We start from the raw sequence: 15,222 nt of genomic DNA, 5'->3' as shown, positions 1-15,222 counted from the left end.
TTAACCATGACAGGGAAAAGACCTGAAATATCTGGTTGCGAGTGGTTTGCTTCACAGCGTGGCTGGAATTTGAAGCGTGGTAATGTGATGGTCGAAGGTACTTCAGATGTAGATTATTTCAGCCATGCCTCACTGCTTTATGAAATTGCTAATGGAATCCCTCTTCTTGATGAAGATTTTTCTATTTTCGCTGCTGGTCTAGGTGATGAGGGGGGAACTTACGGTATTTCTGAAAGATTTCCGACTCTATTTAATCTAGCCGATATTGACGTAAAGAATAACCCTAAAAAAAAGTACTCAGTAATAGCACTAGTAGACGACGATAAAATGGGGAAAGCAGCTGCTAGCGGTATATCTAAAGGTCACAGAAGTATAATCGAGTACGAGGTCATCTTCAGACTACGAAGGAAAATGCCTTTACGCGCAGGCTCTTCGAGAGTATTAGAACAGAAAACGAAAGAGGTTAACTCTGAATATATGAACCTTGAATGTGTTATCGAGGATCTAATCTCGTTAGATTTTCATGAGAAATTCATCACAAAAATGCCACATGCGCTCAGAAAAGCTAGCATTTATAAAGGTACTGGCGCGCATCACTATCTCACTGATGATGGTAAACGAGAGTTCTTAAATTTCACTATCAAATCAGCGACAATTTCTGATCTGCAAGCTGTAATTGATGTCCTTAAAAGTCTCCGCAGCTATGTAGGGCTTCCTCCAAACTGAGGTTATTAACAGGACAACACCATACTTCTCAAGCCCCATTTCTCAATGAAAAGGGGCTAATTTGGTAAAATGAATCTCAGGGTGAAATGAATCGCCACGGATAATCTAGACACTTCTGAGCCGTTGATAATATTGATTTTCATATCCCGTCGGTGACATCAGATCACTCGAACCATGCCGACGCTTACTGTTATAAAACATTTCGATGTAATCAAAAATATCACTGCGAGCTTCTTCCCGCGTTCCGTAGATCTTTTTCTTTATCCGTTCACGCTTCAGTAGCTGGAAAAATCTTTCTGCAACTGCGTTGTCGTGACAGTTACCACGACGGCTCATACTGCCCTCCAGTCCATGTGATTTCAGGAATGACTGCCATTCATGGCTTGTGTACTGACTACCTTGATCAGAATGAACCAGCACCTGTTTTTGAGGATTACGCCGCCACACGGCCATCAGAAGCGCATTCAGGACAATATCTTTTGTCATCCGGGGTTGCATTGACCAGCCGATAACTTTGCGCGAGAACAGGTCAACAACCACGGCCAGATACAGCCAGCCCTCGTGGGTTCGGATGTAAGTTATGTCCGTTACCCAACGTTCATTCGGTGCTTCCGAGTTGAACTGCCGCTGGAGTCTGTTGGGTGTCACGATACTGGCTTCCCCTTTACGTGCTCTTGGGCTTCGGTACCCGACCTGAGCCTTTATCCCGGCACGCTTCATCAGCCGCCAGACTCGGTTAATCCCGCACTGTTGCCCGCTATCTCGCAGGTCGAGATGGATCTTACGATAGCCATAAACGCAACCGGACTCCAACCAGAACTTTTTGATTTGTCCTGTCAGCCTCATATCCGTCTGATGCCGTGGTGAATGTGGCTGCTGAAGCCAGGTGTAAAACCCACTCGGATGAACATCCAGCACCCGACAGAGCAGACGAACAGGCCAGCAACAGGTGTTATCACGGATAAAGGCGTACCTCAGTCGGACAGCTTAGCAAAGTACGCCGCGGCTTTATTTAATATGTCCCGTTCGTCAGTAACCCGCTTCAGCTCTTTTTGGAGTCGGCGGATCTCGGCCTGAGCATCTGACTGTTCTTTGTTGGTGGAAGAGTCAGGCCCGTACTTCTTTATCTAGGCGTAAAGACTATGGGTGGTGTAATGGTCAAGTAAAACAGGACACCGATTTAGGCACATTGTTGTAGTCGTCGTTCGTATTCATCCGGCGAGATGTTTCCCAGCCGGTAATGCCGCCGCTTCAGATTATAAAAACTGTCGATATAATCGATAACGTCTGCAATACCCTGACTTCGGGTTTCATAGCGACGATAGTTAACTCTCTCTGCTTTCAGACTGCGGAAAAACCTCTCCGTAACCGCATTATCCAGGCAGTTACCCTTACGGCTCATGCTGCCCGTCACAGCAAGTTCCTGCTGGCAGGATTGGAACTGAGTACTGGTATATTGCGCCCCTTGATCGCTATGGAATACGACTGGACCTGTTGGCCGTCGTTTATTGATCGCCAGCCGTAATGCCCGCGTAGTCAGCGCGCTGTCCGGTTTGTCTGAGAAGGCCCAGCTCACTATTTTTCTTGAACATAAGTCCATGACAATAGCCAGATACAACCAGCCCTGAGCCGTGCGAAGATAGGTGACATCACCTGACCACCAGGTATTCAATGTCTCTGGATTAAATTGCCGATTCAGTAGGTTATCTGCCACTACAGCCGGTTTTCCACCACGGGGATAACGGTGACGTCCGGGACGCTTCGCAACCAGCAACAGGGCTTTCATTACCTGACGGACGCGGTATCGGCCTACGTTAAAACCCTGTTCACGCAACTCAATACACATACGCCTACTGCCGTACGTCGCATCCATTTCAGCATGAACATGTTTAGCCGCTGCGTGAAGCATAAGAACATCGGCTTTGAGCGCTGGCCGGCTGCTCCGTGCGTAAAATACGCTGCGCGTAAGCGACAGGCAGCGACATACCTGCTGGATATTTGCACCAGCCTTCTTCAGCTTTACCGCGACTTTTTGTCGTTGTTCATTTCCATGGCGAAGAAGGCCGAAGCTTTTTTTAACAGGTCATTGTCGCTCTGTAGCTGACGTACCTGCTTTTCAAGTTCCTGTATTCGCCGTTGTTCAGGTGTAATGGCACTGGCTGCTGGCGTCTCGCCCCGTACTTCTCCGCGATACTGGCGTAGCCAGCGCTGCAATGTGGAAAGACCAATATTCATTGTTTCAGCAGCTTGTGTCACCGGGTAGTTGTGCTGAAGGACCAGATTGACACATTCCTGTTTGAACTCATGGGTAAACGTTTTTCTGCGCATTCTCACCTCGTTAGTGCTGCTTATTATATCTCTAACAAAGTGTCCGGGATCATTAGACCATTACAGTTAAACCCGTGGCGATTCAAAAAATTAATTTTTAGTCCTATCTCCTCTTGTTGCTATTTTGCCCAATCCTCCAGTATCAGATCTGTTACCCGCTCAAACTCCCGCGTGTTATTGGTTACCAGAATCGCACCGGCCGCAATGGCATGACCAGCGATGGCGGTATCATTGGGGCCAATAGGTGTGCCAGCCGCAGCAAGCGTAGCCTTAATGTTTGTTGTCGCATCAACAGCAGCCCGATCCCAAGCCAGCACCGCATCAAGACGGCTACAGAACGCTTCAACCAACCGGGCGTGGCGCGGTGAGGCCTTTTTACCAATAGTCCCGAAACACATCTCGGCGTAGGTAATAGCCGACACCACGATGCGGTGATTGCGCATCACGGCCTGCTCCAGGCGTCTGATCACGGCCTCTGGTTGCTCACGCATGATAAAGGAGCAAATATTGGTATCCAGCATGTAGGTTTTGTTCATAGTTCAAAACGTCCCTCGTCGCTGACAATCTCCTCGCGTTCTGTCATAAAGTCCGCGTCGGCCTTTTCTTCCTGCAGGAATGAGCCCCAGCTGGGGCGAACCGGGCGCAGAATGATGCTATCGCCTTCACGGGTAATTTCCAGTTCACTGACACCTTCAAAGTCCATATCTCGGGGCAAACGGATAGCACGGTTATTGCCGTTTTTAAATACCGATACAATTCTCATAGTGATCCTTCCCGAAGTTATTTATACATGCAAACCCTATACACAGAAGCCGCTAGCACGGCAGGTTTCTGTACGTATGTTGTACAGTATAAGGATATGCTTAGCATATGTATAGATGAATGCGAATGAGGGGGAGGGATCTTTTTGAGCATAGTAGCCAGTCGGTTTTTGTACTGACTCTGATAGATCAAAGCCCTGGCTTTGCGGCCAGGGCTTTGTCATTAATCGGCTTTTGTCGCGTAAAGCATTACGCCTGGTTCTGACGCCACCAATCGGCCAACAGAATACCGGTAGCTACCGAGACGTTCAGGCTTTCTACTTTGCCAGTCCCGCCGATAGACACGCTCATATCACCCTGTTGCCAAGCACTGTCGCTCAGGCCATCACGTTCCTGGCCCAACACCAGCACCATCTTGGTTGGCAGTTTAGCCTGCGCCAACGGCGTGCCTTTATGGCTGGAGGTGGTGACGATGGTGTAACCCGCTTTGCGGAACGTATCCAGCACGGACAGGAAGTCATCGGCATTGATTGCCTTGATGTGTTCCGCCCCGCCTTCAGCCGTACGCACTGCTGCGCCAGATTCCAGCACCGCTGGATCCTGTAGCAATACGCCGTTCACGCCAAAGTGTGCACAAGAACGAACGATCGCACCCAGGTTGTGTGGGTTGCCCACTTCTTCCAGTGCCAGCACGCAATCTTTGGCCGGTGCATTCTGCAGGTAAGTCTGCGCATCCAGACCTTGACGTTTTTTAATCAGGAAGCACACGCCGCCGTGATGTTCGGTACCGGACGCTTTGGCCAGTTCCTCTTCATCCACCACGTGGTAAGCCTTGCGGTTAGCCGCCATCCAACGCAGTGCCTCACGGAAACGTGGGGTTACGGATTGCACAAACCAGGCACGGACGATGGCATCTGGACGGCTGGCGAACAGGGCTTTACAGGCGTTTTCACCGTAAACACGGGTTTCTTCCGCACGTTGGCGGCGCAGCTGCTCGGGATCGATAAAGCTTTTGCCACTGATGCCACCATGATCGAACGCCGGTTCTTCTTGCGGAGCACGGGACACGGTTTTCCACGGTGATTCATAACCACCGCTGTCTTCGGTACGCGCCGGACGGCGAGGACGATCGCTTTCACTGCTGCTGCGACGGGGATCGGCACCCCGACGGTCACCACCGCGCGCCTTATCCTGACCGGCACGGCCAGAGCGTGCATTGTCAGCCGGGCGGCCTTTGCCGTCAGGTCGTTTATTCTTGTTACGGTTGTCGCCGCTATCGTCGTCACTACGGACGAACATCACTTTAACCTTACCGTTCTTGCCACTAAATGAATCGTTCATTGTCTTCTCCACCAACGCGCAGGGCGCGAAGATTACCTGATGTTGGTGCGCTAAGCCACCAACTTGCGCTAAAAGCTAGCATCTATCAAATTCATCGAACAAATCACTTGGTCGAATGCCACGCTTTTACCGATAATAAGCAACATTAAGGATACATATACGCGGCTAACATGCTGCGTCAGCCCCAGAGGTAACCATGAATACAGTTTGTGCAGCTTGTAATGCCACCAACCGCGTGCCGGAAGAACGTCTGGCGGACGGCGCTAAATGTGGCCGCTGCGGCCATGAATTGTTCGACGGTGAAGTGATTAACGCCACCGCCGCCACGTTGGACCAGCTCCTGCAAGACGACTTGCCGATCGTGGTCGATTTTTGGGCCCCGTGGTGTGGCCCGTGCCGCAGCTTCGCGCCGATCTTTGAAGACGTGGCACAGGAGCGTGCTGGCAAGGTGCGTTTCGTGAAGGTCAACACCGAAGCCGAACCCGAGTTGAGCGCCCGCTTCCGCATTCGCAGCATCCCTACCATCATGGTGTTCCGTGAAGGCAAGATGGTCGATATGCTCAATGGCGCGATGCCGAAAGCGCCGTTCGATAACTGGCTTAACGAGCTAGTTTAACGCAAAAGCGCTTACTATGCCGCCAGTTGTTGTCGGCATAACATCGCCCAGATAGCCCGTGCGCCTCTCCCGCCGGGCTTTTTTCTGCGCTACAATGGCGGTTTTTCAGGATAGTTATGACTGACAACGCCGTACTTCGTCTGCGCCAAGACCGTTTAGACCGCGCCACCCGCCCGTTTCTGGCCAGAGGTAGCCGCGCCGTGCGCTGTCAGGGTTGTTTGCTACCGCAGCAAAACTGCCTGTGTGCCACCATCAAACCGCAGCAGGCCAACAGCCGCTTTTGCCTGATCATGTTCGGCGCAGAGCCGTTGAAGCCCAGCAATACCGGCCGCCTGATCGCCGATATCCTGCCAGATACCCAGGCGTTTACCTGGTCACGCACCGAAGTCGATCCGGGCCTGCTGGCAGCCATCAACGATCCCACTCGTCAACCCTACGTGGTATTCCCGGCCTCTTATGCCGATGCGGATCGCCCGGTGGTTAGCAGCGTGCCCACCGGCGGCAAGCCGCCTTTATTTATCATGCTCGACGGTACCTGGTCGGAAGCGCGCAAGATGTTCCGTAAAAGCCCCTATCTGAATCAGTTCCCGGTCTTTTCACTGAACGTGTTGGCCTCATCGGACTATTTGCTACGTGTTGCCAGCCGCCCCGAACAGCACTGTACGGCAGAAGTCGCTGCCGCCCTGCTCCAACAGGCAGGCGATGAACAGGCCGCGACCGGGCTGAGCCAACATTTCAATTACTTCCGTGAACAGTATCTGGCCGGGAAACCTCACCGCCCAGAGGCACCGGTCACAGCAAATCTGCCACAAAGCGCCTAGAATCAGACGATAATTTGCCTCTTTCAGGCAAACCTATCAGGAGCAGGAGCCGCACATGAGCCAGAGAGGGTTAGAAGCGCTATTACGTCCCAAATCAATTGCCGTGCTCGGCGCTTCGCAACAGCCCGGCCGGGCTGGCTATCTGATGATGCGCAATCTGCTGGCTGGCGGTTTTACCGGCCCGATACTGCCGGTCACGCCTCGCTACAAGGCAGTCTGCGGCGTAATGGCCTATCCCGACGTAGCCAACCTGCCGCTAACCCCCGATCTGGCCGTGCTGTGTACCAATGCCCAGCGTAACCTGGCACTGATAGAAGCCCTGGGTGAGCGCGGCTGCAAAACCGCCATCGTACTTTCCTCCCCCGTGGAACAATTCGCCGAGCTGAAGGCCACCGCACAACGCTACTCAATGCGCCTGCTGGGGCCAAACAGCCTGGGCTTGCTGGCGCCTTGGCAAGGTATCAACGCCAGCTTTTCGCCGGTCCCCATTCAGAAAGGCAAGCTGGCGTTTATCTCCCAGTCTGCCGCCGTGGCGAACACCATTCTGGACTGGGCGCAACAACGGGAGGTTGGCTTCTCCTACTTCATCGCGTTAGGGGATAGCCTGGATATCGACGTCGACGATCTGCTCGACTTCCTGGCCCGCGACAGCAAAACCAGCGCCATTCTGCTGTATCTGGAAAACATCAACGACGCGCGGCGTTTCCTTTCCGCCTCCCGCAGTGCCTCACGCAATAAGCCGATCCTGGTGATCAAAAGTGGCCGTAGCCAACAGGCACAGCAGCTACTCAACAGCCAGCAGGGATTAGACGCCGCCTACGATGCTGCGATCCAACGCGCCGGTTTGCTGCGCGTGCAGGATACTCACGAGCTGTTTTCCGCCGTGGAAACCTTAAGCCATATGCACCCGCTACGCGGTGAGCGGCTAATGATTATCAGCAACGGTGCGGCCCCCGCAGCCATGGCGCTGGACCAATTACTCTCCCGCAACGGTAAGCTGGCAACGTTGACGGATGAGACTCAGGAGAAGCTGAGCGCTGCCCTGCCGGAGTTTATCCGGCCAGGAAATCCTATCGATCTGCGTGATGATGCAACCCCCAAGCGCTATCTGGCCGCTCTGCAACCGCTGCTTGACAGCCACGACTATGACGCCCTGCTGCTGATCCATGCCCCTAGCGCCGCCTCTCCGGGCACTGAGACCGCCGAACGGCTGATCGAGGCCATCCGCCAGCACCCACGTGGGAAACGCATTACGCTGTTAACCAACTGGTGTGGCGAATACTCCTCTCAGGAGGCCCGCCGCCTGTTTACCGAGGCCGGGATCCCAACCTATCGCACGCCAGAAGGCGCGGTCACCGCGTTTATGCATATGGTGGAATACCGCCGTAACCAGAAGCAGCTGAAGGAAACCCCGGCGCTACCGATTGGGCTTACGGCCAATACCGCTGCCGCGCACCAGTTAATCCATCAGGCATTGGCCGAAGGGGCGAGCCAGTTGGATACCCATGAAGTCCAACCGATTTTGCAGGCTTACGGCCTCAGCACCCTGCCAACCTGGATTGCCAGTGACAGCGCTGAAGCGGTGCACATTGCCGAACAGATTGGCTACCCGGTAGCGCTCAAGCTGCGTTCTCCGGATATCTCGCACAAATCCGAAGTTCAGGGGGTCATGCTTTATTTACGTACCGCCACCGAGGTGCAGCGGGCAGCGGAAGCGATCCTCGATCGGGTGAAACGTACTTATCCTCAGGCACGCATCCACGGTCTGTTAGTGCAAAGCATGGCCAACCGTGCCGGAGCACAAGAATTGCGGATTGCCGTTGAACAGGATGCCACCTTCGGTCCGCTGATAATGCTCGGCGAAGGCGGCATTGAATGGCGTAAGGAAAACCAGGTCGCCGTTGCCCTGCCGCCGCTGAATATGGCGCTGGCGCGTTATCTGGTGTTGCAGGCGGTGAAAGGAGGCAAAATCCGTGGGCGCAGTGCGCTGCGGCCGCTTGATATCCCCGGCTTAAGCCGCCTGTTGGTGCAGGTTTCCAACCTGATCCTTGACTGCCCAGAGATCTCACGCCTCGATATTCATCCGGTATTAGCCTCCGGTAGCGAATTTACCCTGCTGGACGTTTCCATGCAGTTAACGCCTTTCAGTGGCGATCCACAGGCGCGCCTGGCGATCCGCCCTTATCCCCATGAGCTGGAAGAAGCCATTGAATTAAAAGACGGTTCTCAATGCCTGTTCCGCCCGATCCTGCCGGAGGATGAACCGGCGCTGAAGCACTTTATCGACCGCGTCACCAAGGAAGATCTCTATTACCGCTACTTTAGTGAGATCAACGAGTTTAGCCACGACGATTTGGCTAACATGACCCAAATCGACTACGATCGAGAAATGGCTTTCGTAGCGGTACGCGATGGCGAAGAGATCATCGGCGTGACGCGCGCTCTGTCAGATCCGGACAACACCGACGCCGAATTCGCCGTACTGGTACGTTCCGATCTGAAAGGCCTGGGTCTGGGCCGACAGCTCTTGATGAAAATGATTGGCTATGCGCGAGCGCAAGGTCTGACCCGCCTGACAGGCATTACCATGCCGAATAACCGCGGAATGGTCACGCTGGCACAAAAGCTGGGGTTCAAGGTCGATGTGCAAATTGATGAAGGGATTGTCAATTTAACCCTGCCGCTACAGGATGGGGCGACGCCGTGACCGCTGTCGCAATGTAATACGAATCCACTACTTAACGCCAAAACATACGCACAATCGGGGCAACTAGTGGTATTATCGCCCGATTGTTCGAAGCATTTTATTCATGGAAGTGGCGTTCCGGCCATCCAAATATGAGAGAAGAAGCGCACTGTGATGTTGTCAAAATTTAAACGTAGCAAACATCAACAACACCTTGCACAACTGCCCAAACTCCCCCAGACGGTTGCTGATGTCCGTACCCTTTTTACGCCGGCTGATTTCCGTGCAACGCTGCTGGAATCGATCGCTAACGCAACAACCCGTATTTATCTGGTAGCGCTCTATCTGGAGCATGACGATGCGGGCCGCGATATCCTCAATGCGCTCTATCAAGCCAAGCAGCAGCGCCCTGAGCTGGAGATCTGCGTGTTGGTAGACTGGCATCGTGCTCAACGTGGGCGTATCGGTGCGGCAGCGGCCAATACCAATGCCGACTGGTACTGCGCTATGGCGGCACAACACCCGCAGGTTTCGGTGCCGATTTACGGCGTTCCAGTCAATACTCGCGAAGCGCTGGGCGTACTGCATTTGAAAGGCTTTGTCGTTGACGATACGGTGATCTACAGCGGTGCCAGTATTAATGATGTCTATCTGCACCAGCATGATAAGTATCGTTACGATCGCTATCAGCTGATCACCAATAATCTGTTGGCGGTAACCCTGTGCGATTACATCAAACAGCATCTGTTAACCGCCGGTGCCGTACAGCGTCTTGATCGTGCTGACAGGCCCAAGAGCCTCGAGATCAAGAACGAAACCCGCATGTTCCGCTTTGCCCTTCGCCGTGCCGCCTATCAATTTCAGGGGAGCGCCAGTAATGATGAGCTGGCCGTCACCCCGTTAGTCGGCCTGGGCAAACAGAGCATTCTGAACAAAACGATCCACCACCTGATGTCCAGCACCGATCAGAAACTGACGCTGTGCACGCCTTACTTCAACCTGCCAGCCTTGCTGGTGCGCAATATCATTTATCTGCTGCGCCAAGGGAAACAGGTGGAGATCATCGTGGGGGACAAGACGGCCAATGACTTCTACATTCCTGAAGATCAGCCGTTCAAGATTATCGGCGCACTGCCTTATCTTTACGAAATCAACCTGCGACGTTTCCTGAGCCGCCTGCAACGCTATGTTGATACCGGCCAGCTGATTGTGCGCCTGTGGAAAGACGGCGATAACAGCTATCACCTGAAAGGGATGTGGGTCGATGACGAGTGGCAATTGATCACCGGTAACAACCTCAACCCGCGCGCCTGGCGGCTGGATCTGGAAAACGCTATTCTGTTCCACGATCCCAAGCACGAAATGCAGGAACAACGGCATAAAGAGTTGGAAACGATCCGTACCCATACCACAGTGGTGGGCCACTATCTCGAATTGCAAAGCATTCAGGAATATCCGGTCAAGGTGCGTAAACTGATCCGTCGTCTGCGTCGGATCCGTATCGATCGCTTGATTAGCCGTATATTGTAAACTCGCTATAATTAACTGCACCACAGCCCGGCAATGCCGGGCTTTTTTGTCCATATTGAAACAGGATGTTTTCACTATGCGCCCACTCTGCCTGTTTATCCTCCTTCCAGTCCTGTTGTTCTCCAGTGGCTGTACCCATATGGCTAATGATAGTTGGACCGGTAAAGACAAGGCTCAGCACTTTGTCGCTTCCGCTGCATTTGCCGCCGCTGGCGCAGCTTATGGCGATCATCAGAACTGGAATGAGGCACGTAGCCGCAGTTTTGGCCTGCTATTTTCGATTGGCTTGGGCGCGGCGAAAGAGCTGTATGACAGCCGGGAAGGCGGTACGGGCTGGAGCTGGAAGGATTTTGCCTGGGATGTGGCAGGGGCTGCAACGGGGTACAGTATTTATCATCTGGCACGTTGAGGCTTGGTAATGACCCCTCACCCTAACCCTCTCCCACAGGGAGAGGGAACCGATCGAGTCCGCTGGTATTCCTCAGAACTTCTTATCTTTCTGATTACTCATCACTGCCGAAACGGCATGGGTTCATCAAAGGTTCCGACTTGCCGAAGCCGCACTCACTCATCCACGACGCCGGACTGCTCCCTCTCCCCCGCACGGGTGTTCAGTTGTTCTCAGCTGGTACTCTGGGAGAGGGTGGGGGTGAGGGGCATTTCTGTTTCCGACACATAGCAAAAAGGCCATCCTTGCGGATGGCCTCTTGGCTTAATTGATGCCTGGCAGTGTCCTACTCTCGCATGGGGAGACCCCACACTACCATCGGCGCTACGGCGTTTCACTTCTGAGTTCGGCATGGGGTCAGGTGGGACCACCGCGCTATTGCCGCCAGGCAAATTCGTTTCATTCCAACCGCTTCACTCTCGTGTCGCCATCGGAACCAATCTCGGAACGTCGCTGAAAATCTCTACAATCTCTCTAAAACACCTTTGGTGTTGTAAGGTTAAGCCTCACGGATCATTAGTACTGGTTAGCTCAATGCATCGCTGCACTTACACACCCAGCCTATCAACGTCTTAGTCTTAAACGTTCCTTCAGGGGCCTTAAAGGCCCAGGGAAGACTCATCTCGAGGCAAGTTTCGCGCTTAGATGCTTTCAGCGCTTATCTTTTCCGCACTTAGCTACCGGGCAGTGCCATTGGCATGACAACCCGAACACCAGTGGTGCGTTCACTCCGGTCCTCTCGTACTAGGAGCAACCCCTCTCAATCTTCCAACGCCCACGGCAGATAGGGACCGAACTGTCTCACGACGTTCTAAACCCAGCTCGCGTACCACTTTAAATGGCGAACAGCCATACCCTTGGGACCTACTTCAGCCCCAGGATGTGATGAGCCGACATCGAGGTGCCAAACACCGCCGTCGATATGAACTCTTGGGCGGTATCAGCCTGTTATCCCCGGAGTACCTTTTATCCGTTGAGCGATGGCCCTTCCATTCAGAACCACCGGATCACTAAGACCTACTTTCGTACCTGCTCGAGCCGTCACTCTCGCAGTCAAGCTAGCTTATGCCTTTGCACTAACCTCACGATGTCCGACCGTGATTAGCTAACCTTCGTGCTCCTCCGTTACTCTTTGGGAGGAGACCGCCCCAGTCAAACTACCCACCAGACACTGTCCTCACCCCAGATTATGGGGCCGAGTTAGAACATCAAACATTAAAGGGTGGTATTTCAAGGTTGGCTCCATGCAGACTGGCGTCCACACTTCAAAGCCTCCCACCTATCCTACACATCAAGGCTCAATGTTCAGTGTCAAGCTATAGTAAAGGTTCACGGGGTCTTTCCGTCTTGCCGCGGGTACACTGCATCTTCACAGCGAGTTCAATTTCACTGAGTCTCGGGTGGAGACAGCCTGGCCATCATTACGCCATTCGTGCAGGTCGGAACTTACCCGACAAGGAATTTCGCTACCTTAGGACCGTTATAGTTACGGCCGCCGTTTACTGGGGCTTCGATCAAGAGCTTCGCCTTGCGGCTGACCCCATCAATTAACCTTCCAGCACCGGGCAGGCGTCACACCGTATACGTCCACTTTCGTGTTTGCACAGTGCTGTGTTTTTATTAAACAGTTGCAGCCAGCTGGTATCTGCGACTGGCTTCAGCTCCGAGAGCAAGTCTCTTCACCTACGCGCCAGCGTGCCTTCTCCCGAAGTTACGGCACCATTTTGCCTAGTTCCTTCACCCGAGTTCTCTCAAGCGCCTGGGTATTCTCTACCTGACCACCTGTGTCGGTTTGGGGTACGATTTGATGTTACCTGATGCTTAGAGGCTTTTCCTGGAAGCAGGGCATCAACTACTTCTGCACCGTAGTGCATCGTCATCACGCCTCAGGGTTAGTAAGTAACCGGATTTACCAGGTCACTCCCCCTACACGCTTAAACCGGGACAACCGTCGCCCGGCTAGCCTAGCCTTCTCCGTCCCCCCTTCGCAGTAACACCGAGTACAGGAATATTAACCTGTTTCCCATCGACTACGCCTTTCGGCCTCGCCTTAGGGGTCGACTCACCCTGCCCCGATTAACGTTGGACAGGAACCCTTGGTCTTCCGGCGAGCGGGTTTTTCACCCGCTTTATCGTTACTTATGTCAGCATTCGCACTTCTGATACCTCCAGCAAACCTCACAGTTCACCTTCAACGGCTTACAGAACGCTCCCCTACCCAACAACGCCTAAGCGTCGCTGCCGCAGCTTCGGTGCATGGTTTAGCCCCGTTACATCTTCCGCGCAGGCCGACTCGACCAGTGAGCTATTACGCTTTCTTTAAATGATGGCTGCTTCTAAGCCAACATCCTGGCTGTCTATGCCTTCCCACATCGTTTCCCACTTAACCATGACTTTGGGACCTTAGCTGGCGGTCTGGGTTGTTTCCCTCTTCACGACGGACGTTAGCACCCGCCGTGTGTCTCCCGTGATAACATTCTTCGGTATTCGGAGTTTGCATCGGTTTGGTAAGCCGGGATGGCCCCCTAGCCGAAACAGTGCTCTACCCCCGAAGATGAGTTCACGAGGCGCTACCTAAATAGCTTTCGGGGAGAACCAGCTATCTCCCGGTTTGATTGGCCTTTCACCCCCAGCCACAAGTCATCCGCTAATTTTTCAACATTAGTCGGTTCGGTCCTCCAGTTAGTGTTACCCAACCTTCAACCTGCCCATGGCTAGATCACCGGGTTTCGGGTCTATACCTTGCAACTATTCGCCCAGTTAAGACTCGGTTTCCCTACGGCTCCCCTATACGGTTAACCTTGCTACAAAATATAAGTCGCTGACCCATTATACAAAAGGTACGCAGTCACACCACGAAGGTGCTCCCACTGCTTGTACGTACACGGTTTCAGGTTCTATTTCACTCCCCTCGCCGGGGTTCTTTTCGCCTTTCCCTCACGGTACTGGTTCACTATCGGTCAGTCAGGAGTATTTAGCCTTGGAGGATGGTCCCCCCATATTCAGACAGGATGTCACGTGTCCCGCCCTACTCATCGAACTCACAGTTAATGCATTTTAGTGTACGGGGCTATCACCCTTTGCTGCGCGACTTTCCAGACGCTTCCACTAACACAAGAACTGATTCAGGTTCTGGGCTGTTCCCCGTTCGCTCGCCGCTACTAGGGGAATCTCGGTTGATTTCTTTTCCTCGGGGTACTTAGATGTTTCAGTTCCCCCGGTTCGCCTCGTATGGCTATGTATTCACCATACGATAGTGTGTCGAAACACACTGGGTTTCCCCATTCGGGTATTGCCGGTTATAACGGTTCATATCACCTTACCGACACTTTTCGCAGATTAGCACGCCCTTCATCGCCTCTGACTGCCTAGGCATCCACCGTGTACGCTTAGTCACTTAACCTCACAACCCGAAGGTGTTTCTGTAAACAGAAAACACTGTCGCGCTGTTTATTTGAGAGACTCTATGACAGGTTAATCCTTACCCCAATACATCTACGGAGGGATAAGTTTCAGCTGTCATGTTTCAATTTTCAGCTTGTTCCAGATTGTTAAAGAGCAAAATACTTCGCAGCATACTGTTGCCAGTACACTCTGAAGTATTATCAAGGACTATATGGATATGGTGGAGCTAAGCGGGATCGAACCGCTGACCTCCTGCGTGCAAGGCAGGCGCTCTCCCAGCTGAGCTATAGCCCCATACAGTCACTTGCAGAAACCTTTATTTACCACTCGCGTGAATAACAGTCTTTCCTGTTGGAAATCCTGTTAATTCGTGCTTAGGCAAGGCATGCGGAAGGGAAGTTTACTGTTGGGTAAACGACCGCGCGCATAACGCAGCATAAGTGCGAATTTGGTAGGCCTGAGTGGACTTGAACCACCGACCTCACCCTTATCAGGGGTGCGCTCTAACCACCTGAGCTACAAGCCTATAAAGGTATTTCTGCTCGTTACTTTTTCATCAG

Annotated in this window: 11 protein-coding genes, 2 tRNA genes, 2 rRNA genes and 1 pseudogene; 6 read left to right on the top strand and 10 right to left on the bottom strand. The window is 53.0% G+C overall.

Annotated features, from left to right (window positions below):
• The first annotated feature begins 6 nt into the window (after positions 1 to 6).
• The gene (locus ACX9GU_RS05790) at positions 7 to 726 is read left to right on the top strand and encodes a hypothetical protein (protein WP_473194114.1); all 720 of its coding nucleotides are present in this window, start codon (positions 7 to 9) and stop codon (positions 724 to 726) included.
• A 105-nt stretch (positions 727 to 831) separates the two neighbouring features.
• Here the strand turns inward: ACX9GU_RS05790 and ACX9GU_RS05785 are convergent.
• The 6 genes and pseudogenes from ACX9GU_RS05785 to ACX9GU_RS05760 form a co-directional block, all read right to left on the bottom strand.
• Positions 832 to 1,877, bottom strand: a pseudogene (locus tag ACX9GU_RS05785) (IS3 family transposase); the annotation flags it as partial.
• A 29-nt stretch (positions 1,878 to 1,906) separates the two neighbouring features.
• Complete coding sequence (locus ACX9GU_RS05780; RefSeq protein ID WP_473195119.1) at positions 1,907 to 2,743, bottom strand: IS3 family transposase; 837 nt, start codon at positions 2,741 to 2,743, stop codon at positions 1,907 to 1,909.
• A gap of 2 nt (positions 2,744 to 2,745) precedes the next feature.
• Positions 2,746 to 3,054: a transposase gene (locus ACX9GU_RS05775; RefSeq protein ID WP_025384143.1), complete on the bottom strand. Its 309-nt coding sequence runs from the start codon at positions 3,052 to 3,054 to the stop codon at positions 2,746 to 2,748.
• 119 nt (positions 3,055 to 3,173) lie between these two features.
• Entirely contained in the window at positions 3,174 to 3,590 is a 417-nt protein-coding gene (locus tag ACX9GU_RS05770) for a PIN domain-containing protein (RefSeq protein ID WP_223498271.1), read from the bottom strand.
• Positions 3,587 to 3,817: a type II toxin-antitoxin system VapB family antitoxin gene (gene vapB, locus ACX9GU_RS05765; RefSeq protein ID WP_223498272.1), complete on the bottom strand. Its 231-nt coding sequence runs from the start codon at positions 3,815 to 3,817 to the stop codon at positions 3,587 to 3,589. Before vapB ends, ACX9GU_RS05770 begins: the two co-directional genes overlap by 4 nt.
• 247 nt (positions 3,818 to 4,064) lie before the next feature.
• A complete protein-coding gene (locus tag ACX9GU_RS05760; protein WP_473194113.1) occupies positions 4,065 to 5,156 on the bottom strand; it encodes a tRNA/rRNA methyltransferase in 1,092 nt (363 codons plus the stop codon).
• A 196-nt stretch (positions 5,157 to 5,352) separates the two neighbouring features.
• On the opposite strand from ACX9GU_RS05760, the gene trxC reads away from it, so the two are divergent.
• From trxC to ACX9GU_RS05735, 5 genes are all read left to right on the top strand, one after another.
• The gene (gene trxC / locus ACX9GU_RS05755; protein WP_021807597.1) at positions 5,353 to 5,772 is read left to right on the top strand and encodes a thioredoxin TrxC; all 420 of its coding nucleotides are present in this window, start codon (positions 5,353 to 5,355) and stop codon (positions 5,770 to 5,772) included.
• 116 nt (positions 5,773 to 5,888) lie between these two features.
• Positions 5,889 to 6,593: a tRNA-uridine aminocarboxypropyltransferase gene (locus tag ACX9GU_RS05750; protein WP_473194112.1), complete on the top strand. Its 705-nt coding sequence runs from the start codon at positions 5,889 to 5,891 to the stop codon at positions 6,591 to 6,593.
• Positions 6,594 to 6,648: 55 nt separating this feature from the next.
• A complete protein-coding gene (locus ACX9GU_RS05745; RefSeq protein ID WP_473194111.1) occupies positions 6,649 to 9,300 on the top strand; it encodes a bifunctional acetate--CoA ligase family protein/GNAT family N-acetyltransferase in 2,652 nt (883 codons plus the stop codon).
• A 153-nt stretch (positions 9,301 to 9,453) separates the two neighbouring features.
• The gene (gene pssA / locus ACX9GU_RS05740; protein WP_473194110.1) at positions 9,454 to 10,809 is read left to right on the top strand and encodes a CDP-diacylglycerol--serine O-phosphatidyltransferase; all 1,356 of its coding nucleotides are present in this window, start codon (positions 9,454 to 9,456) and stop codon (positions 10,807 to 10,809) included.
• A 76-nt stretch (positions 10,810 to 10,885) separates the two neighbouring features.
• Positions 10,886 to 11,218, top strand: a complete 333-nt coding sequence (locus ACX9GU_RS05735) for a YfiM family lipoprotein (protein WP_473194109.1) — start codon at positions 10,886 to 10,888, stop codon at positions 11,216 to 11,218.
• A 312-nt stretch (positions 11,219 to 11,530) separates the two neighbouring features.
• Here the strand turns inward: ACX9GU_RS05735 and rrf are convergent.
• The 4 genes from rrf to ACX9GU_RS05715 form a co-directional block, all read right to left on the bottom strand.
• Positions 11,531 to 11,646 (bottom strand): 5S ribosomal RNA (gene rrf / locus ACX9GU_RS05730).
• 106 nt (positions 11,647 to 11,752) lie between these two features.
• Positions 11,753 to 14,660, bottom strand: a 23S ribosomal RNA gene (locus ACX9GU_RS05725).
• A gap of 220 nt (positions 14,661 to 14,880) precedes the next feature.
• Positions 14,881 to 14,956, bottom strand: a tRNA-Ala gene (locus tag ACX9GU_RS05720).
• Between the two features lie 155 nt (positions 14,957 to 15,111).
• Positions 15,112 to 15,188 (bottom strand) — tRNA-Ile (locus tag ACX9GU_RS05715).
• Between the last annotated feature and the right edge of the window lie 34 nt (positions 15,189 to 15,222).

The sequence above is a fragment of the Serratia sp. K1WW1 genome, assembly GCF_055790865.1.
Note: the sequence above shows the minus strand (reverse complement) of the source record. Positions and strands in the feature narration are given on the sequence as shown.

Bases quoted from the DNA above. Each gene is read 5' to 3' on its own strand.
- ACX9GU_RS05790 (WP_473194114.1), top strand. From the start codon at position 7: ATGACAGGGAAAAGACCTGAAATATCTGGTTGCGAGTGGTTTGCTTCA.
- ACX9GU_RS05775 (WP_025384143.1), bottom strand. From the start codon at position 3,054: ATGCGCAGAAAAACGTTTACCCATGAGTTCAAACAGGAATGTGTCAAT.
- ACX9GU_RS05770 (WP_223498271.1), bottom strand. From the start codon at position 3,590: ATGAACAAAACCTACATGCTGGATACCAATATTTGCTCCTTTATCATG.
- vapB (WP_223498272.1), bottom strand. From the start codon at position 3,817: ATGAGAATTGTATCGGTATTTAAAAACGGCAATAACCGTGCTATCCGT.
- ACX9GU_RS05760 (WP_473194113.1), bottom strand. From the start codon at position 5,156: ATGAACGATTCATTTAGTGGCAAGAACGGTAAGGTTAAAGTGATGTTC.
- trxC (WP_021807597.1), top strand. From the start codon at position 5,353: ATGAATACAGTTTGTGCAGCTTGTAATGCCACCAACCGCGTGCCGGAA.
- ACX9GU_RS05750 (WP_473194112.1), top strand. From the start codon at position 5,889: ATGACTGACAACGCCGTACTTCGTCTGCGCCAAGACCGTTTAGACCGC.
- ACX9GU_RS05745 (WP_473194111.1), top strand. From the start codon at position 6,649: ATGAGCCAGAGAGGGTTAGAAGCGCTATTACGTCCCAAATCAATTGCC.
- pssA (WP_473194110.1), top strand. From the start codon at position 9,454: ATGTTGTCAAAATTTAAACGTAGCAAACATCAACAACACCTTGCACAA.
- ACX9GU_RS05735 (WP_473194109.1), top strand. From the start codon at position 10,886: ATGCGCCCACTCTGCCTGTTTATCCTCCTTCCAGTCCTGTTGTTCTCC.